General features: G+C 74.1%; 27 protein-coding genes. 18 read left to right on the top strand and 9 right to left on the bottom strand.

Going from position 1 to position 25,349, the window contains the following annotated elements:
- Nucleotides 1-24 precede the first annotated feature (24 nt).
- Nucleotides 25-1,002, bottom strand: coding sequence for a 2,3,4,5-tetrahydropyridine-2,6-dicarboxylate N-succinyltransferase (dapD, locus tag QWJ41_RS09335; RefSeq protein WP_302707774.1), 978 nt, complete (start codon nt 1,000-1,002; stop codon nt 25-27).
- A gap of 206 nt (nt 1,003-1,208) precedes the next feature.
- Between dapD and QWJ41_RS09330 the strand changes: the two genes are divergently transcribed.
- The 3 genes from QWJ41_RS09330 (at nt 1,209) to ileS (ending at nt 6,574) form a co-directional block, all read left to right on the top strand.
- Entirely contained in the window at nt 1,209-2,183 is a 975-nt protein-coding gene (locus QWJ41_RS09330) for a hypothetical protein (protein ID WP_302707573.1), read from the top strand.
- A gap of 95 nt (nt 2,184-2,278) precedes the next feature.
- The gene (locus tag QWJ41_RS09325; protein WP_302707571.1) at nt 2,279-2,866 is read left to right on the top strand and encodes a P-loop nucleotide/nucleoside kinase family protein; all 588 of its coding nucleotides are present in this window, start codon (nt 2,279-2,281) and stop codon (nt 2,864-2,866) included.
- A 375-nt stretch (nt 2,867-3,241) separates the two neighbouring features.
- Nucleotides 3,242-6,574 (top strand): isoleucine--tRNA ligase, encoded by a 3,333-nt coding sequence (gene ileS, locus QWJ41_RS09320; RefSeq protein ID WP_302707569.1) that lies wholly within the window; start codon nt 3,242-3,244, stop codon nt 6,572-6,574.
- Between the two features lie 20 nt (nt 6,575-6,594).
- Here ileS and QWJ41_RS09315 read toward each other — a convergent pair whose 3' ends face one another.
- The 3 genes from QWJ41_RS09315 to QWJ41_RS09305 all read right to left on the bottom strand — a co-directional run bounded on the left by QWJ41_RS09315 (nt 6,595) and on the right by QWJ41_RS09305 (nt 9,089).
- Nucleotides 6,595-7,080: a cupin domain-containing protein gene (locus QWJ41_RS09315; protein WP_302707568.1), complete on the bottom strand. Its 486-nt coding sequence runs from the start codon at nt 7,078-7,080 to the stop codon at nt 6,595-6,597.
- A gap of 14 nt (nt 7,081-7,094) precedes the next feature.
- Entirely contained in the window at nt 7,095-8,150 is a 1,056-nt protein-coding gene (locus QWJ41_RS09310) for a helix-turn-helix transcriptional regulator (RefSeq protein WP_302707566.1), read from the bottom strand.
- A gap of 93 nt (nt 8,151-8,243) precedes the next feature.
- Entirely contained in the window at nt 8,244-9,089 is an 846-nt protein-coding gene (locus tag QWJ41_RS09305; RefSeq protein ID WP_302707564.1) for an LLM class F420-dependent oxidoreductase, read from the bottom strand.
- A 108-nt stretch (nt 9,090-9,197) separates the two neighbouring features.
- On the opposite strand from QWJ41_RS09305, the gene dapE reads away from it, so the two are divergent.
- Genes dapE through QWJ41_RS09285 form a run of 4 tightly spaced genes read left to right on the top strand, consistent with a single transcriptional unit; the run spans nt 9,198 to nt 11,813 of the window.
- Nucleotides 9,198-10,337 carry a succinyl-diaminopimelate desuccinylase gene (dapE, locus tag QWJ41_RS09300; protein WP_302707563.1) on the top strand — a complete coding sequence of 380 codons (1,140 nt, stop codon included), beginning with the start codon at nt 9,198-9,200 and terminating at the stop codon, nt 10,335-10,337.
- Between the two features lies 1 nt (nt 10,338).
- Nucleotides 10,339-11,088, top strand: coding sequence for an LOG family protein (locus tag QWJ41_RS09295; protein ID WP_302707561.1), 750 nt, complete (start codon nt 10,339-10,341; stop codon nt 11,086-11,088).
- A complete protein-coding gene (locus QWJ41_RS09290) occupies nt 11,085-11,372 on the top strand; it encodes a DivIVA domain-containing protein (RefSeq protein ID WP_302707559.1) in 288 nt (95 codons plus the stop codon). Before QWJ41_RS09295 ends, QWJ41_RS09290 begins: the two co-directional genes overlap by 4 nt.
- A 15-nt stretch (nt 11,373-11,387) precedes the next feature.
- Nucleotides 11,388-11,813: a hypothetical protein gene (locus QWJ41_RS09285; protein ID WP_302707557.1), complete on the top strand. Its 426-nt coding sequence runs from the start codon at nt 11,388-11,390 to the stop codon at nt 11,811-11,813.
- Nucleotides 11,814-11,828: 15 nt separating this feature from the next.
- Here QWJ41_RS09285 and QWJ41_RS09280 read toward each other — a convergent pair whose 3' ends face one another.
- Nucleotides 11,829-12,635: an enoyl-CoA hydratase/isomerase family protein gene (locus QWJ41_RS09280; RefSeq protein WP_302707555.1), complete on the bottom strand. Its 807-nt coding sequence runs from the start codon at nt 12,633-12,635 to the stop codon at nt 11,829-11,831.
- Between the two features lie 177 nt (nt 12,636-12,812).
- Here QWJ41_RS09280 and QWJ41_RS09275 point away from each other — a divergent pair, with 177 nt between their 5' ends.
- The 4 genes from QWJ41_RS09275 to QWJ41_RS09260 all read left to right on the top strand — a co-directional run bounded on the left by QWJ41_RS09275 (nt 12,813) and on the right by QWJ41_RS09260 (nt 15,903).
- Nucleotides 12,813-12,980 (top strand): DUF3117 domain-containing protein, encoded by a 168-nt coding sequence (locus tag QWJ41_RS09275; protein WP_082602897.1) that lies wholly within the window; start codon nt 12,813-12,815, stop codon nt 12,978-12,980.
- Between the two features lie 20 nt (nt 12,981-13,000).
- Nucleotides 13,001-14,611, top strand: coding sequence for a leucyl aminopeptidase family protein (locus QWJ41_RS09270; protein ID WP_302707548.1), 1,611 nt, complete (start codon nt 13,001-13,003; stop codon nt 14,609-14,611).
- On the top strand, nt 14,608-14,952 hold the full coding sequence (locus QWJ41_RS09265) for a hypothetical protein (protein WP_302707547.1): 345 nt from the start codon (nt 14,608-14,610) through the stop codon (nt 14,950-14,952). The genes QWJ41_RS09270 and QWJ41_RS09265 overlap by 4 nt, the downstream gene beginning before the upstream one ends.
- A gap of 96 nt (nt 14,953-15,048) precedes the next feature.
- On the top strand, nt 15,049-15,903 hold the full coding sequence (locus tag QWJ41_RS09260) for a hypothetical protein (protein WP_302707545.1): 855 nt from the start codon (nt 15,049-15,051) through the stop codon (nt 15,901-15,903).
- Here the strand turns inward: QWJ41_RS09260 and QWJ41_RS09255 are convergent.
- A complete protein-coding gene (locus QWJ41_RS09255) occupies nt 15,900-16,556 on the bottom strand; it encodes an O-methyltransferase (RefSeq protein WP_302707772.1) in 657 nt (218 codons plus the stop codon). The genes QWJ41_RS09260 and QWJ41_RS09255 overlap by 4 nt on opposite strands.
- A gap of 259 nt (nt 16,557-16,815) precedes the next feature.
- Here QWJ41_RS09255 and sigE point away from each other — a divergent pair, with 259 nt between their 5' ends.
- Genes sigE through QWJ41_RS09240 form a run of 3 tightly spaced genes read left to right on the top strand, consistent with a single transcriptional unit; the run spans nt 16,816 to nt 19,289 of the window.
- On the top strand, nt 16,816-17,502 hold the full coding sequence (gene sigE, locus QWJ41_RS09250) for an RNA polymerase sigma factor SigE (RefSeq protein ID WP_302707543.1): 687 nt from the start codon (nt 16,816-16,818) through the stop codon (nt 17,500-17,502).
- Nucleotides 17,499-17,951, top strand: a complete 453-nt coding sequence (locus QWJ41_RS09245) for an anti-sigma factor family protein (protein WP_302707541.1) — start codon at nt 17,499-17,501, stop codon at nt 17,949-17,951. The genes sigE and QWJ41_RS09245 overlap by 4 nt, the downstream gene beginning before the upstream one ends.
- A 60-nt stretch (nt 17,952-18,011) precedes the next feature.
- Nucleotides 18,012-19,289, top strand: coding sequence for a S1C family serine protease (locus QWJ41_RS09240; RefSeq protein WP_302707540.1), 1,278 nt, complete (start codon nt 18,012-18,014; stop codon nt 19,287-19,289).
- Nucleotides 19,290-19,317: 28 nt separating this feature from the next.
- On the opposite strand, the gene QWJ41_RS09235 is transcribed toward QWJ41_RS09240, so the two are convergent.
- The gene (locus QWJ41_RS09235) at nt 19,318-19,554 is read right to left on the bottom strand and encodes a helix-turn-helix domain-containing protein (RefSeq protein ID WP_193669083.1); all 237 of its coding nucleotides are present in this window, start codon (nt 19,552-19,554) and stop codon (nt 19,318-19,320) included.
- A gap of 99 nt (nt 19,555-19,653) precedes the next feature.
- Here QWJ41_RS09235 and QWJ41_RS09230 point away from each other — a divergent pair, with 99 nt between their 5' ends.
- Together QWJ41_RS09230 and QWJ41_RS09225 are read left to right on the top strand one after the other, a co-directional pair.
- A complete protein-coding gene (locus tag QWJ41_RS09230; protein WP_302707538.1) occupies nt 19,654-20,337 on the top strand; it encodes a hypothetical protein in 684 nt (227 codons plus the stop codon).
- On the top strand, nt 20,334-21,725 hold the full coding sequence (locus tag QWJ41_RS09225; RefSeq protein WP_302707536.1) for a CpaE/TadZ family protein: 1,392 nt from the start codon (nt 20,334-20,336) through the stop codon (nt 21,723-21,725). Before QWJ41_RS09230 ends, QWJ41_RS09225 begins: the two co-directional genes overlap by 4 nt.
- On the opposite strand, the gene QWJ41_RS09220 is transcribed toward QWJ41_RS09225, so the two are convergent.
- Together QWJ41_RS09220 and QWJ41_RS09215 are read right to left on the bottom strand one after the other, a co-directional pair.
- A complete protein-coding gene (locus tag QWJ41_RS09220; RefSeq protein ID WP_302707534.1) occupies nt 21,688-23,061 on the bottom strand; it encodes a hypothetical protein in 1,374 nt (457 codons plus the stop codon). The genes QWJ41_RS09225 and QWJ41_RS09220 overlap by 38 nt on opposite strands.
- 1 nt (nt 23,062) lies before the next feature.
- Nucleotides 23,063-23,461, bottom strand: coding sequence for a hypothetical protein (locus QWJ41_RS09215; RefSeq protein WP_302707532.1), 399 nt, complete (start codon nt 23,459-23,461; stop codon nt 23,063-23,065).
- A 104-nt stretch (nt 23,462-23,565) separates the two neighbouring features.
- Between QWJ41_RS09215 and QWJ41_RS09210 the strand changes: the two genes are divergently transcribed.
- Both QWJ41_RS09210 and QWJ41_RS09205 read left to right on the top strand, forming a co-directional pair.
- Nucleotides 23,566-25,011 (top strand): WS/DGAT/MGAT family O-acyltransferase, encoded by a 1,446-nt coding sequence (locus QWJ41_RS09210; RefSeq protein WP_302707530.1) that lies wholly within the window; start codon nt 23,566-23,568, stop codon nt 25,009-25,011.
- A complete protein-coding gene (locus tag QWJ41_RS09205; protein ID WP_302707528.1) occupies nt 25,008-25,349 on the top strand; it encodes a DUF6912 family protein in 342 nt (113 codons plus the stop codon). Before QWJ41_RS09210 ends, QWJ41_RS09205 begins: the two co-directional genes overlap by 4 nt.

The raw sequence follows: 25,349 nt of genomic DNA, 5'->3' as shown, positions 1-25,349 counted from the left end.
GCCGGCTCGTCGGTCGTGGGTCGCTCAGTTGGCGTGCAGGTCGGCGTTGAGGGCGATGCCCTCGCCCTTGCGGGCCACGGCCTCGACCGCACCGGAGAGCGAGTTGCGGCGGAAGAGCACGTTGTCGGCGCCGGAGAGCTCGGCGGCCTTGACCACCCGGGCCTCGCCGCCGTCGGGGTCGGGCATGGTGACCTTGGTGCCGGCGGTGACGTAGCAACCGGCCTCGACCACGCAGTCGTCGCCCAGCGAGATGCCGATGCCGGCGTTGGCGCCGAGCAGGCAGCGCTCGCCGATCGAGATCACCGCGGTGCCGCCGCCCGACAGGGTGCCCATGATGGAGGCGCCGCCGCCGATGTCGCTGCCCTCGCCGACGACCACGCCGGCCGAGATCCGGCCCTCGACCATCGAGGAGCCCAGGGTGCCGGCGTTGAAGTTCACGAAGCCCTCGTGCATGACGGTGGTGCCCTCGGCCAGGTGGGCGCCCAGGCGCACCCGGTCGGCGTCGGCGACGCGCACCCCGGTGGGGGCGACGTAGTCGGTCATCCGCGGGAACTTGTCGATGCCGTAGACCGCGACGTGGGTGCCGCCGGCCTTCATCCGGGCCCGGGCCATCTCGAAGTCCTCCACGGCGCACGGGCCGGCGGAGGTCCACACGACGTTGGTGAGCTTGCCGAAGACGCCGTCCATCGAGACGCCGTGGGGGCGCACCAGCCGGTGGGAGAGCAGGTGCAGGCGCAGCCACACGTCGACCGTGTCGACCGGGGGCTGCTGCAGGTCGGCGATCTCGACCAGGCGCACCTCGCGGCGCACGCCGCGGGCGTGGTCGCTGCCCTCGAGGTCGAGCAGCGCCTTGGGGGCCTGCTCCTCCTCGTCGGGGCGGGCACCCAGGCGCGGCTCGGGGAACCAGGTGTCGAGCACGGTGCCGTCGTTGGTGACGGTGGCCAGGCCGTGGCCCCAGGCGGGCCCGGTGGTGCGGGCGGGGTCGGCAGCGGGGGTGGTCATGGGCTCGGGGGCGGCGTCGGAGGAGGTCACGGGCCCAGCCTAGGAAAGTCCGGGCGGTCCCGTGGCACCCTCCCCACGGCTCGGACCCGTCCCGCACGTTCGGTACGAGACATTGGCAGGTGTCGTCGCAGCGCCTAGCCTGTGGCTACCTGCTCGGGGGGAGCGGGCCGGCGCGCGCGCCGTACGTCGACCGGAGGGATCATCCGATGTCCTCCACCACCCGCGCCACCAGGCCGGCACCGCTCGTCGTGCGAGGTCGCAACCGTGAGCTGGCGATCCTCGAGGTCGTGGTGCGCGAGGTGCGCCCCGCCGTCGTGCGCGGCCGCGCGGGAGTCGGGGTGAGCACCATGCTCGACGAGGCCGCGCGGCGCGCGGCCACCGAGGGCGTGCGCGTGGGTCGGCTGCGACCCCGGCCCTGGGCCGGCTCGGCGCTCGAGCTCATCGACGACCTCGAGCCGATGCTCGCCGGCCGCGACAAGGTGCTGGTCGTGCTCGACGACGCCCACCTGTGCGACCCCGCCCAGCGCGCCGAGGTCGTGCGCCGGTGCCAGCGCTCGCGCGCGCCCCTGCTGGTCGGCGCCCACGGCGACGTGCCCGAGATCTCCGAGGCCCGCGACTGCACGCTCGTCGAGCTGGGCTGCCTCGAGCGCGCCGGCGTGGCCGACCTGGTCGGCGACGCGCTGGGCGAGCAGCTCGAGGGCACCTCCGGGCTGGTCTCGGCCTACCACCGCGCCAGCGCCGGCAACCCCGGGGTGCTGCGGGCCGTCCTCGACGACCCCGACCTGCGGGCCGAGTTCGCCGTGGCCGGTGCCGCCGCCGACCCCACCGACCACGCGCCCCGGCTGGCCCACGCGCTCACCGCCTCCGTGCACCGACGCCTCGCGGCCCTCGACCCCGCAGCCCTGCTGGCCGTGGGGGTCAGCGCCGTCGCCGGGCCGCTGGTGCCCGCCGGTGTCGTCGAGGACGCGGTCGGGCCGGCCCCGCTCGCGCGGGCCGTCGAGTCGGGCCTCCTGGTGCACACCCCCGACGGCACCCCCGCCTTCCGCCACGGGGCAGCACGCTGCATCGTGCTCGAGGAGCTGCCGGCGGCCGTCCACGCCGACGTACGCCGCCGCCTGCTCGACGCCGCGCACGCCCACGGCCTCACCGTGGTGCCCGACGACGTGCTCACCCCCGGCTGACCCGGCCCATACTTCGCGCCGACCCGGCCCATGCTTCGCGCCGACCCGGCCTGAATCTCCTCGCGCAGCCCGGCTGGGCCACGTACGGTCCGGCCATGACCGGAGAGCTGCTGCTGATCACCGGCCCGCCCGCGGTGGGCAAGATGACGGTGGGTCGCGCCATCTGCGCACGCAGCGACTTCCGGCTCTTCCACAACCACCACACGGTCGAGCCCCTGCTGGAGGTCTTCGGGCACGGCACGCCGCCCTTCGAGCGGCTGACGCTGGAGTTCCGGCGCCGGGTGCTCGAGGAGGCCGTCGAGCACGGGCTGCGGCTGGTCTTCACGCTGGTGTGGGGCGTCGACGACCCCGTGGAGGCCGCGCTGGTCGGCCAGATGGTCGAGCCCTACCGCAAGGCCGGGCTCCCCGTGCGCTGGGTCGAGCTGTACGCCGACCTCGAGACGCGGCTGGCCCGCAACGGCGGCGCCGACCGGATCGTGGCCAAGCCCTCGAAGGCCGACCTGGTGTGGTCGGACGCGCACGTGCGGGAGGTCGACCAGCGGCTCCGGATGAACACCGACCCGCTCGAGCCGACGGTGGCCGACGAGCTGCTGGCCGACGTCGAGCACCTGCGACTCGACAACGCCGCGCTCACCGCCGACGAGGCGGCGCAGCGGGTGCTGGCCTGGCTCGAGCCGCACTGACCGGTCGGTTCGGGCCGGCTCAGGGGGAAGTTAGGGCCGGCTCGGCGGGAAGTTCGGGCCGGGTGGGCGGGAAGTTCGGGCTGGGGGGCAATCGGATTGCGGGGCGGGCGGGGCGGCGGCGTACGATCGGGGGCACAGGCGTCTGAGCCGTCATCAGCGGCGAGCCTCCGGAAGAACGGTCTCGACGAGCTCGACCAACGGGCGAAGCGGGACTCAGTAGAACCGGACGGGTAGGCCCGTCACAGCCCGCAACGAGCGGCCCCCAGCACGACCCACAGCACCACCGGGGGCAAGCGAGGTGGTACCGCGGACCCCGGCAGGGGAGTCGTCCTCGTGGCAGTCAGCCCCGACGACCGACGTACCCCAGGAGCAGCCGTGACCTACCCGAAGGTCTCTACCGACGCCCAAGGCGCCGCCGTCCCGTCGAGCCCGCGCTTCCCCGAGATCGAGGAGCGGGTGCTGGCCTACTGGGCCGCCGACGGCACCTTCCAGGCGAGCATCGACCAGCGTGACGCGGGGGAGCACGGCGAGAACGAGTTCGTCTTCTACGACGGCCCGCCGTTCGCCAACGGGCTGCCGCACTACGGCCACCTGCTCACCGGCTACGTCAAGGACCTGATCCCGCGCTACCAGACGATGCGCGGGCGCCGGGTCGAGCGCCGCTTCGGCTGGGACACCCACGGGCTGCCCGCCGAGCTCGAGGCGATGCGCCTGAACGGCATCAAGACCACCGACGAGATCGTCGAGATGGGCATCGACAAGTTCAACGACGCCTGCCGCGAGTCGGTGATGACCTACACCGGCGAGTGGCGCGACTACGTGACCCGCCAGGCGCGCTGGGTCGACTTCGACAACGACTACCGCACCATGAACCCCGACTACATGGAGTCGGTCATGTGGGCGTTCTCGCAGCTGCACGAGAAGGGCCTGGTCTACGAGGGCTTCCGGGTGCTGCCCTACTGCTGGAACGACGAGACGCCGCTGTCGAACCACGAGCTGCGGATGGACGACGACGTCTACCAGAACCGCCAGGACCCCGCGGTCACCGTCGGCTACGCCCTCGACGCCACCGGCGACGACGAGGTCCTCGACGGCGCGCACCTGCTGATCTGGACCACGACCCCCTGGACCCTGACCTCCAACCTCGCGGTGATGGTCGGCTCCGAGATCGAGTACGTCGTCGTGGAGGCCGGCGTGCCCGGCACCGACACCACGGCGCGCTACCTGCTGGCCGAGGCCCGGCTGGCGTCGTACGCCAAGGAGCTGACCTCGACGGGCTCGGCCGACGACATCGAGGTGCTGGGCCGCTACCGCGGCGCCGACCTGGTCGGGCGCACCTACACCCCGCCGTTCTCCTACTTCGTGGGCCACGCCAACGCCTTCCGCGTGGTTGCGGCCGACGACGCCGTCACCACCACCGACGGCACCGGGCTGGTGCACACCGCCGGCGCCTTCGGTGAGGTCGACAAGGAGGTCACCGACCGCGAGGGCATCGAGGCGGTGATGCCGGTCGGCAAGGACGGGCGCTTCACGCACCCGGTCGACGACTACGCCGGCCTGCAGGTCTTCGAGGCCAACCTGCAGATCATCGACCACCTGAAGGCCGCGACCAAGGCGTACGGGGTTTCGGCAAGCTCAACCAACGGCACCGGCTCGACCAACGGGGCGGTCACGCCCGGCACGATCCTGCTGCGCCGCGAGACCTACGACCACTCCTACCCGCACTGCTGGCGCTGCCGCGAGCCGCTGATCTACAAGGGCGTCTCGTCATGGTTCGTCGAGGTCACCGCGATCAAGCAGCGGATGCTCGAGCTGAACCAGCAGATCAACTGGGTGCCCGACCACATCCAGGACGGCCAGTTCGGCCGCTGGCTGGAGAACGCGCGCGACTGGTCGATCACCCGCAACCGCTTCTGGGGCTCCCCGGTGCCGGTGTGGAAGAGCGACGACCCGGCCTACCCGCGCCTCGACGTCTACGGCTCCTTCGCCGACATCGAGCGCGACTTCGGCGACCTGCCGCGCAACCACGCCGGCGAGCCCGACCTGCACCGCCCCTTCGTCGACGAGCTGGTGCGCCCCAACCCCGACGACCCGCGCCCCGAGGGGGAGCGCTCGATGATGCGCCGGGTGCCCGACGTGCTCGACGTGTGGTTCGACTCCGGGTCGATGTCCTACGCCCAGGTGCACTACCCGTTCGAGAACGCCGAGTGGTTCAGCGGCACCGACGGCCACCCCGGCCACTTCCCGGCCGACTTCATCGTCGAGTACATCGGCCAGACCCGCGGCTGGTTCTACACGCTGCACATCCTGGCCACCGCGCTCTTCGACAAGCCGGCCTTCGAGAACTGCATCAGCCACGGCATCGTGCTCGGCTCCGACGGCAACAAGATGAGCAAGAGCCTGCGCAACTACCCCGACGTGCGCGAGGTCTTCGACCGCGACGGCGCCGACGCGATGCGCTGGTTCCTGATGTCGAGCCCGATCCTGCGCGGCGGCAACCTCGTGGTCACCGAGCAGGGCATCCGCGACTCGGTGCGCCAGGTGCTGATGCCGCTGTGGAACAGCTGGTACTTCTTCCAGCTCTACGCCAACGCCGGCTCCGTCGACGCCCAGGTCTCCACCGCCTCGAGCGACCGCCTCGACCGCTACCTGCTGGCCAAGTGCGGCCAGTACGTCGAGCAGATGACCACCTCGCTCGACTCGTACGCCGTCGCCGAGGCGTGCGACGCGACCCGCTCGTTCCTCGACGTGCTGACCAACTGGTACATCCGCCGCTCGCGCGAGCGGTTCTGGGACGCCGACGACTCGGCCCCCTTCGACACCCTGTACACGGTGCTCGAGACGGTCTGCCGGGTCACCGCGCCGCTGCTGCCACTGGCCACCGAGGAGATCTGGCGCGGCCTGACCGGCGAGCGCTCGGTGCACCTGGCCGACTGGCCGGGCGCGGGCGAGCTGCCCGCCGACGACCGGCTGGTCGCGGCGATGGACCAGGTGCGCGAGGTCTGCTCGGCCACCTCGGCGCTGCGCAAGGCCCGCTCGCTGCGCAACCGGCTGCCGCTGTCGCAGCTGACCGTGGTCGTCGCCGACCCCGCGGCGCTCGAGGGCTTCGAGCCGATCGTGGCCGACGAGGTCAACGTGCGCTCGGTGCGGCTGCTGGGCGCCGACGCGCCCGAGGCGGCGTCGTACGGCGTCTCGCAGCGGCTGACGGTCAACGCGCGCGCCGCCGGGCCCCGGCTGGGCAAGGACGTGCAGCACGCCATCAAGGGCTCGAAGTCGGGTGACTGGTCGGTGGCCGAGGACGGCACCGTGACCGCGGGCGGGCTGGCGCTCGTCGAGGGCGAGTACACCCTCGAGACCGTCGCCGGCTCGGCCGAGTCGACCGACGCGATCGGGATGCTGCCCGGCGGTGGGTTCGTGGTGCTCGACACCGTGGTCACCGACGAGCTGGCCGCCGAGGGCCTGGCCCGCGACCTGGTGCGCGCGGTCCAGCAGGCCCGCCGCGACGCCGGCTTCGAGGTCTCCGACCGGATCGTGCTGACCATCGCCGGCTCGGAGGCCGTGCAGGCCGCCGCGTCGGCGCACCGCGAGCTGATCACCGGCGAGACCCTGGCGACGGCCTACGAGGTCACCTCGAACGTCGACCACCCGGGCACCCCGGTGACCGTCGGGGACGGCGAGAAGGCGACCGTGGCGGTGGCGAAGGCCTGAGCGCTCGCCCCCGTCGCCGCTCAGTCGAGCGGCGGCGGGGGCGGGCCCAGCACCTGGATCTGGAACTGGGCGCAGATCTCGGCCACCCGGGCCCCGTCGACCTCGGTCGGCTCGGGGACCGTGGCGCTCTCGGCCGGGGTGCCGAGCTTGCGCACGAAGTCACCGAACTGTGCGGGCGTGGTCACCTGGAACATCTTCGCCGTGGCTGAGAGCACCTGGAACTGGTGCGGGCGCTGCTTGGGCAGGAACACCGTGCCGCCCTCGCCGACCACCTCGCTGATGTCGCCGGTGGTGAACCGGATCTCGCCCTCGAGGACGTGGAAGAGCTCCTCCTCGATGTCGTGGCTGTGCAGCGGCGGCCCGAAGCCGCGCCGGCCCTCGAAGACCAGGGCGGTCATCGCGCCGTCGGTCTGGGCGCCGTCTGCCTTGATGGACATCAGGCCGTTGAGGAAGTGCCAGTGCTCGCCCTCGGTGGGGCCGAGGATCGACGGGGTCTGCAGGGTCATCGGGTGCTCCTTGCTCAGGGATGGAAGAGGCGCTCGGCGTACCACTGCGAGAACAGGTGGGAGACGAGCTCGGTGCGGCTGGTCGTGCCGGTCTTGCGGAAGACGCTCTTGAGGTGGTCGCGCACGGTGTGCGGCGAGACGCCGAGGCGCTGGGCGAGCGTCGCGGTCGACTCGCCGCGGGCCAGGCCCAGCGCGACCTCGCGCTCGCGGGGGCTCAGGCCGTGGGCGCGGGCCAGCAGGTCGGCGACGTCGGCGGGGCCCGCCGGCTCGACGATCACCACCGCGTCGTCGCTGCCCCAGGCACGGGAGGCGTGCAGAGTCACCCAGCGCCCGTCGGCGGTGCGGGCCCGCAGGCTGGTGACGTCGCCGGGGCCGCGCAGCAGCGCCGTCATCGTGAGCAGCGCGGAGTGCACGTCCTGCTCCTGGCCGGGGGCCAGCAGCTCGAGCCAGGCCGCGCCGGCCTCGGTGCCCGGACGCACCTCGCCGTCGCGCGTCAGGTGCACCAGCCCCGGGGTGCTGACCCCCGCGCCCTCGAGGCAGGCCCGCGCCAGCGCCTGGCGGCGGATCCCGCGGGCGACCACCGGCCCGAGCGCGGCCAGCAGCGCGAGCTCGTCGTCGCCGAAGTCGCGCGCGCCGCGCTCGCGGTGCAGCTCGATGGCGCCCCAGGTGCCGCTGGCGTCGTCGGCGGTCAGGCGGACCTCGGCGTCGAGGCCCAGCGGACGCATCACCTCGCGGTGCCGGGCGCTGTCGGCCACCGGGTCGGCGCAGGAGCGCGAGAGCAGCGCGACGCTGCCGCTGCCGGCCAGGTCGCGGAAGAGGTTGACGTCGTCGACGTTGATCTCGTGGTGGAACCACGGGGCGCAGGTGTCGACGTCGAAGCCGTCGACGCAGGCGTCGGTGAACAGCGTGGTGGCCGGGTCGGTGGCGAAGAGGACGCCGGTGTCCCAGCCGACCACCGGCTTGACCCGCGCCGCCACCCCCGCCAGCAGGTCGGTCTCGACACCGGCTGCGTCGCAGAAGCGGCGTACGCCGTCGACGGTGCGCTGGGCCAGGTCGGTGCTGATGGTCATGGACGGCTCCTTCGCCGGTCCGTCCACGCTAGGCCCGTCGCCGCACGAGGGCACTCCCTCAGAAGGGGGGTTCGCCCCTGGTCACTCCGGGAGTCAGCCCAGGCCCAGGCGCGCGGCGAGCCGGTCGAGGCTGGCCAGCACCTCGCCGGGCTCCTTGTCGGGCACCCCCCAGATCAGCTCGGTCGCGCCCGCCTCGGCCCACGCGGCCAGGTCGTCGGGATCGGGCCTGGAGGCGATCAGGACCCGTACGTCGGGCCGGCCCTCGCGGCCCGCGGCGGCCCAGGCCCGCTGCAGCGCGCCGATCTGGTCGGTGATGTCGCGCTGCTGCGGGGTGGTCATCCAGCCGTCGGCGTGGCGGGCGATCCAGGCGAACGTCTTGGGTCCCGCGCCCGCGCCGATCACCAGCGGCACGTGGCGCGCCGGCTTGGGCCATGCCCAGCTGGGGCCGAAGGCGACGAACTCGCCGTCGTAGGCCGCCTCCTCCTGCGTCCACAGCGCGCGCATCGCCTCGACGTACTCCTTGAGCACGGTGCGGCGCCGGTCGGCCGGCACGCCGTGGTCGGCCAGCTCGTCGGTGTTCCAGCCGAAGCCCGCGCCGATCTCGACCCGGCCGCCGGAGAGGTGGTCGAGGGTGGCGACCTGCTTGGCCAGGGTGATCGGGTCGGACTCCACCGGCAGCGCCACCGCGGTCGAGAGCCGGATCCGGCTGGTGACCGCCGCCGCGGTGGCCAGCGAGATCCACGGGTCGAGGGTGCGGGTGTAGCGGTCGTCGGGCAGCGTCTCGTCGCCGGTGCCCGGGTGCGCCGCGTCGCGGCGTACGGGGATGTGGGTGTGCTCGGGCACGTAGAAGGTGTCGAAGCCACGCTCCTCCGCGGCGCTCGCCAGGGCCGCCGGGGTGATGCCGCGGTCGGAGGTGAACAGGACGAGGCCGTTGCGCATGCGGCTCACACTAGAACGTGTTGCAGTTCTGGGACAGTGGGATGAACCTTCGGGGCCGGCGGCGCGCACCCCACCCGGGGCGGGGGAGCGGCTGGTTGGATGGGCGCCATGACCAGCCCCCAGACCAGCCCGGCCGGTACGACGAGCGGCCCGGTCGCCCTCGACCTCGGCGCCGACGTGGTGACGCTGACCCGCCAGCTGTGCGACATCGAGTCGGTCAGTCGCGACGAGCAGCGCATCGCCGACGCGGTGCAGACGGCGCTGGAGGCGCTGGGCCACCTCACCGTGACGCGGCTGGGCAACACCGTGGTGGCGCGCACCGACCTGGGCCGCGCCGAGCGGGTGGTGCTCGCGGGCCACCTCGACACGGTGCCGGTCAACGGCAACTTCCCCAGCCGCCTCGACGAGGAGGCAGGGATCCTGCACGGGCTGGGCACCTGCGACATGAAGGGCGGCGACGCGGTCATCCTGCGGCTGGCCGCCACGGTGCCCGAGCCGGTGCGCGACGTGACCTTCGTGCTCTACGAGGCCGAGGAGATCGAGGAGGAGCACAACGGGCTCAAGATGGTCGCCGAGCAGCGACCCGACCTGCTCGAGGCCGACTTCGCGATCCTGATGGAGCCCTCCAACGCCGGCGTCGAGGCCGGCTGCCAGGGCACCCTGCGCGTCGACGTGCGCACCACCGGCGAGCGGGCCCACTCGGCGCGCTCCTGGAAGGGCGTCAACGCCATCCACGGCGCCGCCGACATCCTCGCCCGCCTCAACGCCTACGAGGCGCGGCGCCCGGTGATCGACGGCCTGGAGTACCACGAGGGCCTCAACGCGGTCGCGATCCGCGGCGGCGTCGCCGGCAACGTGGTGCCCGACGAGTGCGTCGTCGAGGTCAACTTCCGCTTCGCCCCCGACCGCTCCACCGACGACGCGCAGGCCTTCGTGCACGACTTCTTCGAGGGCTACGACGTCACGCTCACCGACCTCGGCGCTGCCGCGATGCCCGGGCTCGACCGGCCCGCGGCCAAGGAGTTCGTCGCGGCGGTCGGCGGCGGGGTCGCCCCCAAGTTCGGCTGGACCGACGTGGCCCGCTTCACCGCGCTCGGCGTGCCCGCGGTCAACTACGGCCCCGGCGACCCGCTCTTCGCGCACAAGGCCGACGAGCACGTGCCGGTCGCCGAGATCGAGCACTGCGAGCGGGCCCTGCACTCGTGGCTGACCGGCGCCACGGGCGACGCCGAGCGGGCGGGGGCCTGAGGTGTCGCGGCTGCGCGGTCGCTTCAAGGGCCCGGTCTTCACCCGCGCCGAGGAGGCCACGACCACCGACCAGCGCCTGCTCGACTCGCCCGGCGGTGCCGACTGGGTGCACACCGACCCGTGGCGGGTGATGAGGATCCAGGCCGAGTTCGTCGAGGGCTTCGGCGCCCTGGCCGAGCTGGGGCCCGCGATCGCCGTCTTCGGCTCCGCGCGCACCCCGCGCGAGCACCCGTCGTACGCGCAGGGCGAGCAGCTGGGCCGTCTCCTGGTCGAGGCCGGCTACGCGGTGATCACCGGCGGCGGGCCGGGAGCGATGGAGGCGGCCAACAAGGGTGCCTGCGACGCGGGCGGCACCAGCGTCGGGCTCGGCATCGAGCTGCCCTTCGAGGCCGGTCTCAACGAGTGGGTCGACGTCGGGATCAACTTCCGCTACTTCTTCGTGCGCAAGACCATGTTCGTGAAGTACTCGCAGGGCTTCGTGGTGCTGCCCGGCGGCGTCGGCACCCTCGACGAGCTCTTCGAGGCGATCACGCTGGTGCAGACCAAGAAGGTCACCCGCTTCCCGATCGTGCTGGTCGGCGTCGACTACTGGAGCGGGCTGCTGGACTGGATGCGCGACACGGTGCTGGCCGACGGCAAGATCTCGCCGGCCGACCTCGACCTGATCCACCTCACCGACGACGTCGAGGAGGCGGTGCGTCACGTGGCGGCCGTGCAGCACCGCGGTGCCGAGGAGGACCCGCCGCGATGATGTGGTTCTTCGCGATCCTGCTGGTCCTGGTGCTGGGGGCCATCGCGATGGTCGCCGCCGGCCGCGGCACCCCGCTGGCCCCCGAGTACGACGACCGGCCCGACGTGAGCGTGCCCGCCGGCCGGATCGTGGGCGACGACCTGCGCCGGGTCCGGTTCTCGCTGGCCTTCCGCGGCTACCGGATGTCGGAGGTCGACGCGCTGCTCGACCGGCTGGCCGCCCAGCTGGAGGCCGACGGGGCTCCTGGGGCTGACGGGGAACGTGGCGCGCGCCACGAGCCGTAGGGCACACTCACGCGGGTGTCCTCCCAGGTCGTCGTCTACGTGCTCACCGCCCTCGCGGCGGTGGTGGTCGTGCTCACCCGTGTCCGTCTCGGTCGCGCCGACGGCGCCGCGCGCCGTCTCGACGTGGGACGACGCTGGCTCGCGGTGCACACCGGCGCCGGCGCGCTGGCGCTGGTGCTCTGGCTGGTCTTCCTCGTCGCGCCCGCCGACTCGGCGCTGGGTGGCTCGCTGCTCGGCGTCGTCGCGCTGGGCCTGTGGTGGGTGGTGGCGCTGGTCGGCCTGCTGATCCTCGCGCGCTGGCTGCCCTCGAAGGGCAGGCACGCGCAGGCCGGCACCGAGGACACCTGGTCGACCGGGCCGGGGCTCTCGGTGCTCGCCCACGGCGGCATGGTCGTCGGCGTGGCGGTCTTCACCTGGGCCTACTGGTCGGCCGTGGTCTAGGCCGGTCAGGCCTGGTCAGCGACCCTCGAACTGCGGGCGCTGCTTGGCCACGAACGCCTCGACGGCGGCGCGGTGGTCGTGCGTCGAGCCGGTGCGGGTCATCTGCTCGCTCTCGAAGGCGAGCGCCTCGGCGAAGTCGTGGTGGGCGGCGAAGGCCACCGAGCGGCGCATCGCCCCGAAGGCCACCGTGGGTCCGGCCGCCAGGCGGGTGGCCAGTGCGTCGATCTCGGTGTCGAAGTCCTCGACCGGCACCACCGCGGTGGCCAGCCCGAGCTCGAGGGCCTCCTGGGCCGGCACCGTGCGCGGGAAGTAGAGCAGCTCCATCGCCTTGGCCCGCCCGACCAGCTGGGGCAGGTGGATCGAGGCGCCGGTGTCGCACGACAGCGCGACCCCGGCGAAGGCCAGGTTGAAGCCGGCGCCCTCGGCGACCACGCGCAGGTCGCAGGCCATCGCGATGCTGGCCCCGGCGCCCGCGGCGACCCCGTTCACGGCCGCCACGACCGGCTTGTCCATCTCCGCGATGGCGGTGACGATCGGGTTGTAGTGCTCGTCGACGGTGCTGAAGAGGGCGTCGCTGCCGCCGCTCTCGAGCAGCGAGATGTGCTCCTTGAGGTCCTGGCCGGTGCAGAAGGCGCGCCCCGACCCGGTGATCACCACGCAGCGCACGGCGCTGTCGTCGGCCACCTCACGCAGCGCACCCAGCAGCTGCACCTTGGTCGCGTTGTCGAGGCTGTTCATCGCCTCGGGGCGGTTCAGGGTGATCGTCGCGACGCCGGCGGTGACGTCGAGCAGGACGGTCGTGGGGGCGCTCTCGGAGGTCATGGGGCGAGTCTGCCCGACGCCGCGCCCGCCCGGCGCCCACCCCGCGCCGGGGCCGCCGAGATCGCGCAGGGCAACCCTGTGGTGCCGATCACCAGGGCGATGGGGGATACTAGAGACCAAGCGTGTCCCGGGTCCTCGGGTGCGCACCCCTGCACGCACGAATGGAAGAGGTGCCGGATGGCGGCGATGAAGCCGCGGACGGGCGACGGTCCGCTGGAGGTCACCAAGGAAGGGCGCGGCATCGTGATGCGCGTGCCGCTCGAAGGTGGAGGCCGCCTCGTCGTGGAGCTCAACGCCGACGAGGCCACCGCTCTCGGAGACGCCCTCAAGGGCGTCGTCGGCTGAGCCGGCTGTCGTCGTCCTCGATGCCTGAGACCACCGCCGACCAGCCCCAGCTGCCGCCCCAGGTCGCCCCGCCCGACGTCGCGCTCAGCGACCTCGGGCCGTACGCCGTCCTCGGCGTCGACGTGGTGGCCGTGCCCGTCCTGCCGGCCGAGAGCGGCGACGGCGACGACGCCGACGCTGCCGCCTCTGGTGGCACCGGTCCGGTGCTCGGGCCCGGGGCGGCCGAGCTGTGCGAGCAGCTCGGGCTCGACCTGCTCGCGATCCTGGAGCTCGAGGAGGCCACCGGCGCGGCTGGCGAGGTCACCCGGGTGCCGGTGCCGCTGGGCGGACCCGACAACGCCGACCTGCGCTGGGTGCTGCTCGTCGGGGTGGGCCAGCAGCGCCCGGTCGACCTGCGTCGCGCCGGGGCCGCGCTGGCCCGCGCGGTGCGCAACCGCGAGGCGGTGGCGACCTCGGTGCCGGCCGTGGCCGGGCCTGAAGGCCTGGCCGCTGGCCTGGAGGCCTTCGTCGTCGGGCTGGTGCTCGGCTCCTTCGGCTTCCGCTGGTCGGGCCAGGAGCCCGACCAGCGTCCCGTGGGCCGCGCCGTGCTCAGCGACGTCGAGGACACCGAGGAGAACCGGGCGGTCCTGGCGCGCGCGCTGGCCGTCGCCGGTGCCGGTTGGCAGTCGCGGCTGCTCGCCACCGTGCCCTCGAACCTGAAGAACCCCGCCTGGCTGGCCGCGCAGGCCGTCGAGGTCGCCGCCCGCGCCGGCCTCGAGGTCGAGGTGTGGGACGAGCAGCGCCTGGCCGCCGAGGGCTGTGGAGGCATCCTGGGCGTCGGCCAGGCCTCGGCCAGCCCGCCGCGGCTGATCCGCCTCGACTACACCCCGCCCCGCGCCACCAAGAAGACCCCGACGGTGGTGCTGGTCGGCAAGGGCATCACCTTCGACACCGGCGGCCTGTCGATCAAGCCCGCCGAGGGCATGGCCACCATGAAGCGCGACATGACCGGCGGCGCCGTGGTCATCGCCACCATGGCCGCGCTGCGCGAGGTCGGCTGCCCGGTGCGGGTCGTGGGCCTGGTCGCCGCGGCCGAGAACGCCGTCTCCGGCAGCGCGATGCGCCCGGGCGACGTGGTGCGCCACTACGGCGGCCGCACCTCCGAGGTCACCAACACCGACGCCGAGGGCCGGCTGGTGATGGCTGACGCGCTCGCGTACGGCGTCGCCCAGCTCGCCCCCGCCGCGATCGTCGACGTCGCCACCCTGACCGGCGCGATGAAGGTCGCCCTCGGGCTGCGCACCGGCGGCTTCTTCGCCGACGACGAGGCGCTGGCCGGCCACATCGCCGTGGCCGGCGAGGCGTCGGGCGAGACGCTGTGGCGGATGCCGCTGGCCGACGTCTACGAGGAGCGGATCGCCTCCGAGGTCGCCGACGCCGACAACGCCGGCGGCGGCCCGGGCGCCATCACCGCAGCCCTCTTCCTGCGCCACTTCAGCGGCGACGTGCCCTGGGCCCACCTCGACGTCGCCTCGGTCGGCGACTCGCCGGTCGACGTGCACGAGTGGAGCGCCGGCCCGACCGGCTTCGGGGCCCGCGCGCTGCTGAGCTGGCTGGGCTCCGAGGACCCGCTGGCCGGGGTCGGCTCGTGAAGGGCCTGACCGTGCGCTGGTCGCTGGCCGATGCGCCCCAGGGCGTCGAGGCCGAGCTGGCGACGTACGTCGAGGGCACCTCGCACGCCAAGTTCACCGGCATGTCGGACCTGCGGTTCAAGACCTGGCGGATGCGCGCGGGGGAGTGGTTCGAGGGCTGCTACGTCTTCGCCACCGACGAGGCGCGCGCGGCGTTCCAGGAGACCTTCACCGCCGGCGCCGCCGAGGCGCCGGGCTCGGTGATCATCGGCAGCGCGCCAGTGCTCATCGAGGCCTGCGACGTCGTCGCCGTCGCCGAGGGCTGGGACGGCTTCACCCCCGTCGCGCGCGACGAGGGCTGACGCGACCGTTCGGGATCGTCCGGAGTCGCTCGTCGGCGCCTCCGGCGCCGTCGCAGTCTGGCACCTTCGGGGCTCCGTCCACCGAAGGAGTGCCTCGTGCTGCTCACCTCCCCGACCCGGCTCGCCGGTGTCGTCACGTCCCTGACCCTCCTCGTCGGAGGCATCGGCCTCGCCCCGGCACAGGCTGCCGGACCGTCGCTCCACGCGGCGACGGCCGCTCCGACCGTCGATCGTGCTGGGCAAAAGCCGCTGCGGATCACGGCCCCCGGCGTCTCGTGCGAGTGCGGCGGTGCCGGCTACCTCTGGGGGTGGAGCGTGGTGAGCATGCGGTTCAAGGGCGTGCGCAAGGGGCACACCTACCGGGCCTTCGTGAGAGGCGGTGGGCGGGCCTCGTCGACCGATGACTACGGGTACGCATCGTTCTCGGTCCACGACCACGACTTCGAGTACGGGCAGACCTACCGGTTCGTGGTCAAGGAGTACCGGCGCAAGAAGCTGGTCCGCACCAGCAGGGTCCTGAGGTACACGATCCCGACCCCCGTCGCGCACCCGGAGATGGCCTCCCTCGACACCATCGAGGCCGACGGCCAGGACTACCTCGTGGCCGGACGTACCTACTCCGTCTCCTACGAGGGCGAGTGGCAGGAGGGCGCCCAGTTCGCCAAGGGGGTGGACCGCTACGTCGCGGCCGACGGCACGTTCGGGGGCTACTACGAGGAAGAGGGCTACCCCCTGCCCTGGACCGAGCACGCACCGGACGCCTCACTCACGCTGAGCCCCACCGAGGAGCACCTCGGGCAGAGGTGGAACATCTACGTCGTCGGGTCCCGACCCGCGCCGAAGGACGTCCCGCGCAAGGGCATCGAGGCCGGCGACCCGGTGCGTGGCTCGGAGTGGGGTCACCGCTGGTTCGTCGAGATCATCTCCGAGGAGCAGGCTGCGGCGCTCTAGTCCTCGTCGTCGGGGCTCCACACCTTCTTGGCGCACAGCAGGCCGTCGCCGACGGGCAGCAGCACCGAGAGCAGGCCGTCGTGGGCGGCGACGGTGCGCCCGAGCTCGCGGATCGCCACGGTCTCCTCGTCGCGCTGCGCGGGGTCGGCGACCCGGTCGTGCCACAGGGCGTTGTCGAAGGCCACCACGCCGCCGGGACGCAGCAGGCGCAGCGCCTCGGCGAGGTAGGCGGAGTACTCACGCTTGTCGCCGTCGCAGAAGACCAGGTCGTAGTGGCCGTCGGTCAGGCGCGGCAGCACGTCGAGCGCGGAGCCCGAGATGGTGCGGGCGCGCTGGGAGGCCACCCCGGCCTCGCTGAAGGACTGGCGGGCCAGGCGCTGGTGCTCGGCCTCGATGTCGACGGTGGTCAGCACCCCGTCGCCGCGCATGCCGCGCAGCAGCCAGAGCCCGGAGACACCGGTGCCGGTGCCGATCTCGACCACGGCACGAGCCTCGAGCACCGAGGCGAGGAAGCGCAGCGAGGCGCCGCCGCCGGGGCTGATCGGCACCACGCCGACCTCCTCGGCGCGCGCACGGGCCGCGGCCAGGACGTCGTCCTCGGGGACGAACGCCTCCGCGTGGGACCAGCTGGCGGGGGTGATCGGCGTGGTGATGACGGGCCTCCTGCAGACACGGCGCGCGGGCGCTCGCCCGCACGGTGCGCCCAACCTATCGTGGCGCGGGCCCGCCGCCCGGCACCCCAGCGCCGACCCGAGGGTCCAGTGACCCCCCAGGCACCTCCGGACCCCCTCCCGGCGAGCCTGGGCGGTCACTCGATCGGTTTCCCCGGGTACCCGGGGAACCCGTCGCGGGGCCGGGGCGTTGGACAGGGCGAACGACGTTCACAGGCTCCCCTCAGCAAGGAGTCCTAGCGTGGAGGGTGACGACGACGTGCGCAGCAGGCGGCGACAGCAGGAGAGCGCGATGAACGGTCCCGAGCACCCCGGGCACCCCGAGCACCCCGGGCACCCCGAGCACCCCTCGGCGGACCTGCCGTCGTGGGAGCAGGTCGTGGAGGAGCACTCCGACCGGGTCTACCGCCTGGCCTACCGCCTGACCGGCGACCGGCACGACGCCGAGGACCTCACCCAGGAGGTCTTCGTGCGGGTCTTCCGCTCGCTGCACACCTACTCCCCGGGCACCTTCGAGGGCTGGCTGCACCGCATCACCACCAACCTCTTCCTCGACCAGGCCCGCCGCAAGCAGCGGATCCGGTTCGACGCGCTCTCCGACGAGCGGGCTGCGCGGCTGGCGAGCAGCTCGCCGGCGCCGGAGGCGGCCTACGCCGACCAGCGCTTCGACGACGACATCGAGCGGGCGCTGGCCACGCTGCCCCCCGACTTCCGCGCCGCCGTGGTGCTCTGCGACGTCGAGGGGCTCAGCTACGAGGAGATCGCCCAGATCCTCGACGCCAAGCTCGGCACCGTGCGCAGCCGCATCCACCGGGGCCGGGCGATGCTGCGCAGCGCCCTGGCGCACCGCGCCCCCGCCGACGGCCGGCTGCGCTTCGCCGGCCCGCGACCGCTGCCCGACGTGAGCCCGCTGGGGAGCGCCCGGTGATGGGTCACCTCGGCACCCGCGCCAGCGCCCTGCTCGACGGCCGGCTGGGAGCCGACGAGGCCGACCGGCTGTGGGAGCACGTGCACGGCTGCCACCAGTGCCGCGACCTCGTCGAGCGGCTCGGCGCGGTCAAGACTCGCCTCGGCGGGCTGGGGGCGGCGCCCGTGGCCGGTGCCCCCGAGCACCTCAAGGGCGCCCTCAAGGCGGGGCTCACCCAGGGCGAGGGCTACCTGCTGCTCGCCGAGCAGCCCGCCTCGCCCGTACGCCGCGCGGGCACCGTCGCGGCCACTGTGGGAGGCGCCGCCGGGGTCGCCGTGCTCGGGCTGTTGTCCTTCGGAGCGGCACCTGCCGACGCCCCCACCGCCGACCGCCAGGTGCCGGCCACGTCGGTGACGGTGCCGGCCCACGGGCCGGGCGTGCTGCCTGCCCGCGGGGTCGCCGGTCCCTGATCCAGGGCATCCGCCGCCCGGGTGGGCTCGTGGTCAGGGCCTGCGGGGGATGATGGTGCGGTGGACGACGAGGAGCAGACCGAGCCGGTGCAGCAGCCTGCCCCGCCGCCACCCCCCGAGCAGCCGCAGCAGGGCGCCTGGCTGCCCCCGCACCCGACGGCCGCGCCGGTGCCCGGCCCGTGGACGGGCGCGTCGTACAACGGCTTCGGCCAGCCGCCCCGTCCCGCGCCCCGGGCCAAGGTCAGCGGCTGGGTGTGGCCGGTCGTGACCGTGGTGGCACTGGTGGTCGGCCTGCTCGGCGGCGCCGTGGGCGGCGCGCTGGTCAGCGCGATCGAGCGCGAGGGGCTCGGCCCGGTCCGTGACGGCCTGGCCGGGGTCGACACCGTCACCCAGGCCCCGCTGCGCCCCGAGGACGGCACCGTCGCCGCGGTCGCCGAGACGCTGCTGCCCGCCACGGTGCAGATCATCGCCGAGTTCGGCGGCGACTCCGAGGGGGCCACCGGCTCGGGCTTCGTGCTCGACCGCCAGGGCCACGTCATCACCAACAACCACGTCGTGGCCGACGCCGCCGACGACGGACGCATCCAGGTCGTCGACCAGGAGGGCGCGCGGTACGCCGCCAGCGTCGTGGGCCGCAGCCCCGTCTACGACCTGGCCGTCCTCGAGGTGCCCGACCTCGAGGGCACCGAGCCGGCCTCGCTCGGCGCGTCCACGGCCCTGCGGGTCGGCGAGACCGTGGTGGCCATCGGCTCGCCGCTGGGGCTGAGCTCGACGGTGACCTCCGGCATCGTCAGCGCGCTGCAGCGCCCGGTCACCACCGGCGACTCGGCCAACGAGTCGTCCTACATCAACGCGGTGCAGACCGACGCCGCGATCAACCCCGGCAACTCCGGCGGCCCGCTGGTCAACCTGCTCGGCCAGGTCGTGGGCGTGAACTCCGCCATCGCCACCACCGGCGGCGGCGGCTTCGGCGGCGGCAGCTCGGGCAACATCGGGGTCGGCTTCGCCATCCCGATCGAGCAGGTCAAGGTCACCGCCGACCAGATCCTCCGCACCGGCGAGGCCCGCTACCCGGTGATCGGCGCCCAGGTGCAGACCGGGCGCGAGGACGGGCGCGGCGCCCGCATCGAGGAGGTCGTGGGCGGCAGCGCCGCCGAGGAGGCCGGGCTGCAGAAGGGCGACCTGGTCGTCGAGGTCGAGGGCGACCGCGTCACCGACGGGATCGCCCTGATCGTCTCGATCCGCTCGCACCAGCCCGGCGAGACCATCGACTTCACCGTGCTGCGCAAGGGCTCGCGGGAGATGGTGTCGATCACCCTGCGCGCCGAGGTCGGCTGAGAGCAGCCGGGCTCCCGGGGCGCCGGCGCTACTCGGGCCGCTCCGCCTCGACGTAGGGGTGCTCGTCGACGAAGGTGCGCGTCTCGGCGTACATCCGCGCGATGAACTCCTCGAGCTGCGCGGCCTCGACCCGCCACTGCCCGCGCCCGCCGATCTTGATCGCCGGCAGGTCGCCGCGGCGCACCAGCGCGTAGACCTGCGCGCTGGAGGTGTTGAGGACCTCCGCGACGTCGGCCAGGGTCAGGAAGCGGGGCGTACCGGGCATGGGCCCATGCTCCCACCTGGCGGCCGGCGACGGCGCAGGCCACCCCGGCCTGTGGAGGAGCAGGTGAGAGAGCGGCTCGGAGTGGGCATGATGCCCGCCGTGAGCATCGATCAGCAGGCCGTGCCCGGCGCCGTGCCCGCGGCTGTGCCCAGCGCCGTGCGCAGCAGGCGCCCGGGCTGGCGCGACCCGCGGCTGTGGGTCGGCGTGGCGCTGGTGGCCGCCTCGGTGGTGCTCGGCGCGCGGCTGCTCGCCGCCGCCGACGACATGGTCACGGTCTGGTCGGCCGGCAGCGACCTCGGCGTGGGACAGCGGCTCCAGCCCGACGACCTGGTCGCCCAGCGGGTGCGCTTCGACGACGCGCGGGCGCTGGAGGGTTACCTGGGCGCCGACGACGAGCTGCCCGCCGACGCCGTGCTGGTGCGGCCGGTGGCGGCCGGCGAGCTGGTCCCCGTGGCCGCGCTCGGCTCGGCGCAGGACTCCGGTCTCGTGGAGCTGCCGTTGTCGGTCGACCCCGAGCGGCTGCCCGACCTGGGCGCCGGGATGACCGTCGACGTCTACCTGGTGGCCACCGGTCGCGACGCCGACGGACGCCGTGTCGAGCTCGACCCGGGCCCGGTGCTGGCCGACGTGACCGTCGTCGACGCCGGCACCCCCGACGGCGGCTTCGGCTCCTCGGGCCAGCGCCGCGTCGTGGTCGCGGTGCCCGAGGACGGCGCCGACGCCTACGTGGCGCTGCTCGGCCGGCTGGGGGAGCCGACGGTCCTGGTCTCGAGGTCCCGATGAGCGGTCCCGGCCCCTCGGGCACGTCGCTGCGCGGGCCGGGGGAGCCGGTCGTCGTGCTGGTGGCCGCGGCCGGTGCGGCGTGGGAGTCCACGGCCGTCGAGGCGCTCACCGGGCGGGCCGGCGTGGTGCTGCTCAAGCGCTGCGTCGACGTCGACGACCTGCTGGCGGCCGCGTCGGCCGGCCAGGCCGATGCCGCGGTGCTCGGCCTCGACGCGCACGGGCTCGACGCCGCGGCGGTCGACCTGCTGCGCCGCCACCGGGTCCGCCCCGTGGCGGTGGTGCCGGGGTCGGTGGAGCCCGACACCGCCCGGTTGCGCGCCTCGCGGATCGGCATCCGCACCCTCGTGCCCGAGGGCCGGGTCGACACGGTCGCCGACGCCGTCACCGCGCCCGAGGTGGTGCCCGAGCCGACGCGCCTGGCGTACGACGCCGCCGCCTCCGCCCCCGCGGTCCCTCCGGCGCGACCGCCCGTCGCGGTGCCGCCGACCACGGGGCCCGCCGCTGCCCCCGGCGGCCCCGACGGCCCCGGCGCCCCCGACACCCAGGGCGCGGGCCGGGTGCTGGCGGTGTGGGGCCCGGCCGGTGCGCCGGGCCGCAGCACCGTGGCCGTGGCCCTGGCCTCCGAGCTGGCCCGTCGTCGGCTCTCGACGCTGCTCGTCGACGCCGACCCGCAGGCCGGGAGCATCGCCCAGCAGCTCGGCGTGCTCGACGAGGTCTCGGGCCTGCTGGCCGCGGCCCGCCTGGCGACGGCGGGGGTGCTGGAGGAGCGGCTCGCGTCGGTGCAGCGCTCGCTGGGCCCGCACCTGCGCCTGGTGACCGGGCTCCCGCGTGCCGACCGGTGGAGCGAGGTCCGGCCCGGGGCGTTGGAGCACCTGCTCGAGCTGGCCGGCGCCCAGGGCCACGTCGTCGTCGACACCGGCGCCTCGCTCGAGGACGACCCCTCCGCCGACCTGGGCGGTCGCCCGGCGCGCAACGCGCTCACCCTGGGGGCGCTCGACGTGGCCGACGAGGTGCTGGTGGTCGGCACCGCCGACCCGGTCGGGCTCTCCCGCCTGGCCCGGGGGCTGGTCGAGCTGGGGGAGCGCTGGCCGGGCACCCCGCTGCGGGTGGTGCTCAACCAGGTGCGGCCCACGCTGGGCTGGACCCGCGAGGAGGTGGGCTCGATGATCAGCGGGTTCGTGGCCCCCGCGTCGCTGCACTTCCTGCCCGAGGACCGCGCCGGGGTCGACCGGGCGCTGGTGGCCGGGCGCACCCTGCTCGAGGGCGGGGAGTCCCCGCTGACCCGGGCGGTCGCCGAGCTGGCCGACGCCCTGGTGGGCACGGCCGCCCCGGCCGCGGCCGCCGGGGGCCTCAGGCGGCGAAGAGCAGGAAGAGCCCGCCTGCGGTGAAGAAGACCATCAGCAGCAGCAGCGGCAGCTGACCGGTCAGCTGGTGCCGCTTGGGCAGCAGCGCGATCGCCCGGTCGTGCGCGGCCACCACGGCGACCACGTGGCCCAGCACGACGCCGAGCACCTTGAGGTTGGCCAGCAGCGTGGGGTGGTAGGAGAGCCAGTAGTTGACGCTCCAGTCGCCGGTCCCGAGGTAGTCGGCGCCCGTGGAGAGCGGGTCGCTGGCCTTGATCAGGGTGTCCTGGCCGACCTCGAGCCAGTAGGACAGGTAGTGCGCGGCGATGTAGCCGACGATGATCGGGATCATCGTGTGCGCGAACTGGCCCGGCAGGAGCAGGCGGCGCTGGCCGTGCCCGACCCCGGTGAGCATCGTGCCCAGGGCGAAGAGCAGCCCGACGCCGCCGCAGAAGACGAGCAGGGCGATGTTGTCGGCGAGCGTGGCCGCCCAGTCGCGGCTGGCGATGGCCTCGGTGCCGAGCAGGAAGCGCACCCACGTGGGGGACTCGCGGAAGGAGTCGAAGCCGGTGCTGCCGAAGAGGACCGCCACCACCGCGACCAGTCCGGGACGCGCCTCGGTGGTGGCCAGGTTGGCCAGCGGGGAGCGGACCACGACGCGGCCCTCGGACTCGCCCCACACCGACAGCTTGGCCACCAGCGAGGAGTAGACCTCGAAGGGGTCGGCCCGCTCGAACCAGGTGTCGCCGAAGAGCGCACCGCCCAGCAGCATCACCGCGACGTACACCGAGGCCCACAGCCGCACCGGGCCCAGCTCGGTGGAGTAGGGGTAGACCAGCTCGAGCCAGACGAAGGCGAACAGGCCCAGCGCCGCGGGCCAGTAGCCTAGGCGGGCCGGGTAGGCCAGCACCCCGCTGCCGGGCTCGGAGCCCGAGACCTTCGCGAGGAGCAGGTGGAAGGTGCGCACCGGGCTGACGGCCTTCCAGACCGGGCCCAGCAGCAGCGAGGCGGGCACCAGGCCCACCCACCACCACACGTAGAACATCCCGAAGAACGGGTTGGTCAGCAGGTCCTGGCCCGCGATCGCGGCCAGGGCGGCCCAGCCGAAGAACAGCAGGCCGACCACGCGCAGCCCGCCGCGCCAGGCGGCGGAGTCGACGAGGCGCTGCAGGCTGTCGGGGAGCGGGTGGCCGCCGCGGGGTCCGCGGGCCGGTGAGGCGTAGCGCGGGGTGCGCCAGGCCAGCGCCAGCACGGTGAAGGAGATCGTCAGCGCCGCGACCGCACCGGCGATCGCCAGCTCGGGCGAGATCGGCAGGTCCTTGGCCCCACCGATGCCGTGGGCCTCGATCGTGCGGGCGGCGTCGTCCAGCCGGGGCCCCACGTCAGGAGACTTCGAGCTGGACGATCAGCTGGTCGGGGTCGTGGGCCTCGACCTCGACCACGCCGGGACGCTCGAAGGTGAGGGTCTCCTCGGTGGTGCCCTCCTCGTAGGAGAAGGAGGTCTCGGGGGTGGAGTGCACGTGCACCTCGCCGGCGGCGTCGGAGGTGACGGTGAAGGTGACCTCCTCGCCCACGCCGACCTCGATCCGGTCGCCCTTGGGCGTGACCGTGCCGTCCTCGACGACGATCTCGACGGTCGTCGGCCCCGCGCCCGTCGGGGAGCCCGTCTGCGAGTCCGTCGCGGGCTCGTCGGAGCCGCAGGCGACCAGGCTCAGCGGCAGCGCGAGCGCCGCCAGGGCGGCCAGGCCGCGGGACGAGGGACGGGTCGGGACGCGGTGCATGAGGCTCTTCCTGTCGGGGCGGGTCGTGGCCGGTCAGCCGGGGGCGGACGACTCTGACAGAATCCCATGCACGACAAGGCCGACGGTGAGAGGGGCCCAGCCAGATGACCACCCGGGTGCAGGCGCGCGACCTGGCCTTCCTGGCCGAGGAGACGGCATCGACGCCGCGGCACAACGCCACGGTGGAGGTCTTCGAGCCCGGCGACTCCGGCTTCGACCACGAGCGGCTGCTCGAGCTGATCGAGGACCGCATCTCGTTCGTCCCGCGCTACCGCCAGCGTCTGCAGGCGGTGCCGGGGGGGCTGGCCAACCCGGTGTGGATCGACGACCCCGACTTCGACCTCGGCTACCACGTGCGCCGATCGGCGCTGCCGCGCCCGGGCACTCCCGAGCAGCTGCGCGAGCTGGTGGCCCGCATCGTCTCCCGGCCCCTGGACCGCTCCAAGCCGCTGTGGGAGGTCTACGTCGTCGAGGGCCTCGCCGACGGCCGGGTGGCGCTGCTCTACAAGGCGCACCAGGCGCTGGTCGACGGCGTGCACACCGTCGACCTGGCCCAGGTGCTCCTCGACGCCTCGCCCGAGCCCAAGCTGCTCGGTGGCGACGACTGGGACGCCTGGAAGCGTCCTTCGGCGACGAGCCTGCTGGCCGGGGCGGTGCGCGACAACCTGACCCGCCCCGCCGTGCTGGGCCAGACGCTGCGCAGCGCCTCCGCCTCGGTGGCCCGCACCGCCGAGACCACCGGCGAGCAAGCCGGCCGGGTGCTGGGCGCCCTGACCGGTCGCGGCAACGAGCGCGAGACCCCGATCAGCGGGCGCCACTCCCAGCAGCGCCGCGTGGTCTCGGTGCACACCGCGCTCGCCGACCACCAGCGCATCCGCGACGGCCACGGCGGCACCGTCAACGACGTCGTGCTGGCCACGATCTCGGGTGCCCTGCGGGGCTGGCTGATGAACCGCTCGGAGTCGATGTCGGGGCTGCGGCGCATCCGCGCGGTGGTGCCGGTCTCGGTCATCGACAGCGAGCTCGAGGCGACCTCGCTGGGCAGCCAGATGGCCGCCCACGTCGTCGACCTGCCGGTCGGCGAGGCCAGCCCGGTGGTGCGCCTGCACCAGGTCTCCTACTCCTTCCAGAGCCACCAGGAGACCGGTCGCGGCGTGGCGGCCAACCGCCTCGCCGGCATCGCCGGCTTCGCGCCCAGCACCTTCCACGCCATCGGCTCCCGGGTCGCGGCCTGGGAGTCCGGGCGCAGCGACCAGCTCGTCGTCACCAACGTGCCGGGCCCGCAGTCGCCGCTGTACGCCGCCGGGGCACGGATGGTGGCCACCTACCCGGTGCCGCCGCTGCTGCCCGGGCACCTGCTGGCGATCGGCGTGACGTCGTACGACGGCCAGGTCTCCTACGGCATCACCGCCGACCGCGACAAGGTGCCCGACGCCGACGTGCTGGGCCAGTGCCTGGCCGAGTCGCTCGACGAGCTGCTCGACACCGTCTCGGGCGTGCGTCCGCGCGCGCCGCGCGGTCGCCGCAAGAAGGGCGCGGACCGCTCGTGACGCGCCTCTACCTGCCGGCGAGCCTCGAGCTGCTCGCCCGCCTGCACGCCGGCGAGGCGCTCGCCACCACCGCTGCGGTCGAGGCCGACGACGACAGTGAGGACAGCGAGTACGCCGCGCTGCTCACCGCCGCCGAGGCCTCCGCCGAGCTCGTCGGCGCGGGCCGGCGCCGGGTGGTCGTGGTGGCCGAGGTCGGACGGCCCGGCGACCCGGTGACGGTGCGCGAGGTGGTCGCGGTGCACGTCGACATCGAGACGGGCGCCGATCCCGACGACGACCTCGCGTGGTTCGCCACCCAGGAGATCGGTCAACTGGTCCAGGGGGCCGACGGCGCCTAG

The sequence above is a fragment of the Nocardioides cremeus genome (assembly GCF_030518195.1).
GTDB classification, from domain to species: domain Bacteria; phylum Actinomycetota; class Actinomycetes; order Propionibacteriales; family Nocardioidaceae; genus Nocardioides; species Nocardioides cremeus.
Note: the sequence above shows the minus strand (reverse complement) of the source record. Positions and strands in the feature narration are given on the sequence as shown.

What these genes read in the sequence shown, in the direction of transcription:
- dapD (WP_302707774.1), bottom strand. Translation starts at nt 1,002, where the DNA reads ATGACCACCCCCGCTGCCGACCCCGCCCGCACCACCGGGCCCGCCTGG.
- QWJ41_RS09330 (WP_302707573.1), top strand. Translation starts at nt 1,209, where the DNA reads ATGTCCTCCACCACCCGCGCCACCAGGCCGGCACCGCTCGTCGTGCGA.
- QWJ41_RS09325 (WP_302707571.1), top strand. Translation starts at nt 2,279, where the DNA reads ATGACCGGAGAGCTGCTGCTGATCACCGGCCCGCCCGCGGTGGGCAAG.
- QWJ41_RS09315 (WP_302707568.1), bottom strand. Translation starts at nt 7,080, where the DNA reads ATGACCCTGCAGACCCCGTCGATCCTCGGCCCCACCGAGGGCGAGCAC.
- QWJ41_RS09310 (WP_302707566.1), bottom strand. Translation starts at nt 8,150, where the DNA reads ATGACCATCAGCACCGACCTGGCCCAGCGCACCGTCGACGGCGTACGC.
- QWJ41_RS09305 (WP_302707564.1), bottom strand. Translation starts at nt 9,089, where the DNA reads ATGCGCAACGGCCTCGTCCTGTTCACCTCCGACCGCGGCATCACCCCG.
- dapE (WP_302707563.1), top strand. Translation starts at nt 9,198, where the DNA reads ATGACCAGCCCCCAGACCAGCCCGGCCGGTACGACGAGCGGCCCGGTC.
- QWJ41_RS09290 (WP_302707559.1), top strand. Translation starts at nt 11,085, where the DNA reads ATGATGTGGTTCTTCGCGATCCTGCTGGTCCTGGTGCTGGGGGCCATC.
- QWJ41_RS09280 (WP_302707555.1), bottom strand. Translation starts at nt 12,635, where the DNA reads ATGACCTCCGAGAGCGCCCCCACGACCGTCCTGCTCGACGTCACCGCC.
- QWJ41_RS09275 (WP_082602897.1), top strand. Translation starts at nt 12,813, where the DNA reads ATGGCGGCGATGAAGCCGCGGACGGGCGACGGTCCGCTGGAGGTCACC.
- QWJ41_RS09270 (WP_302707548.1), top strand. Translation starts at nt 13,001, where the DNA reads ATGCCTGAGACCACCGCCGACCAGCCCCAGCTGCCGCCCCAGGTCGCC.
- QWJ41_RS09235 (WP_193669083.1), bottom strand. Translation starts at nt 19,554, where the DNA reads ATGCCCGGTACGCCCCGCTTCCTGACCCTGGCCGACGTCGCGGAGGTC.
- QWJ41_RS09225 (WP_302707536.1), top strand. Translation starts at nt 20,334, where the DNA reads ATGAGCGGTCCCGGCCCCTCGGGCACGTCGCTGCGCGGGCCGGGGGAG.
- QWJ41_RS09215 (WP_302707532.1), bottom strand. Translation starts at nt 23,461, where the DNA reads ATGCACCGCGTCCCGACCCGTCCCTCGTCCCGCGGCCTGGCCGCCCTG.
- QWJ41_RS09210 (WP_302707530.1), top strand. Translation starts at nt 23,566, where the DNA reads ATGACCACCCGGGTGCAGGCGCGCGACCTGGCCTTCCTGGCCGAGGAG.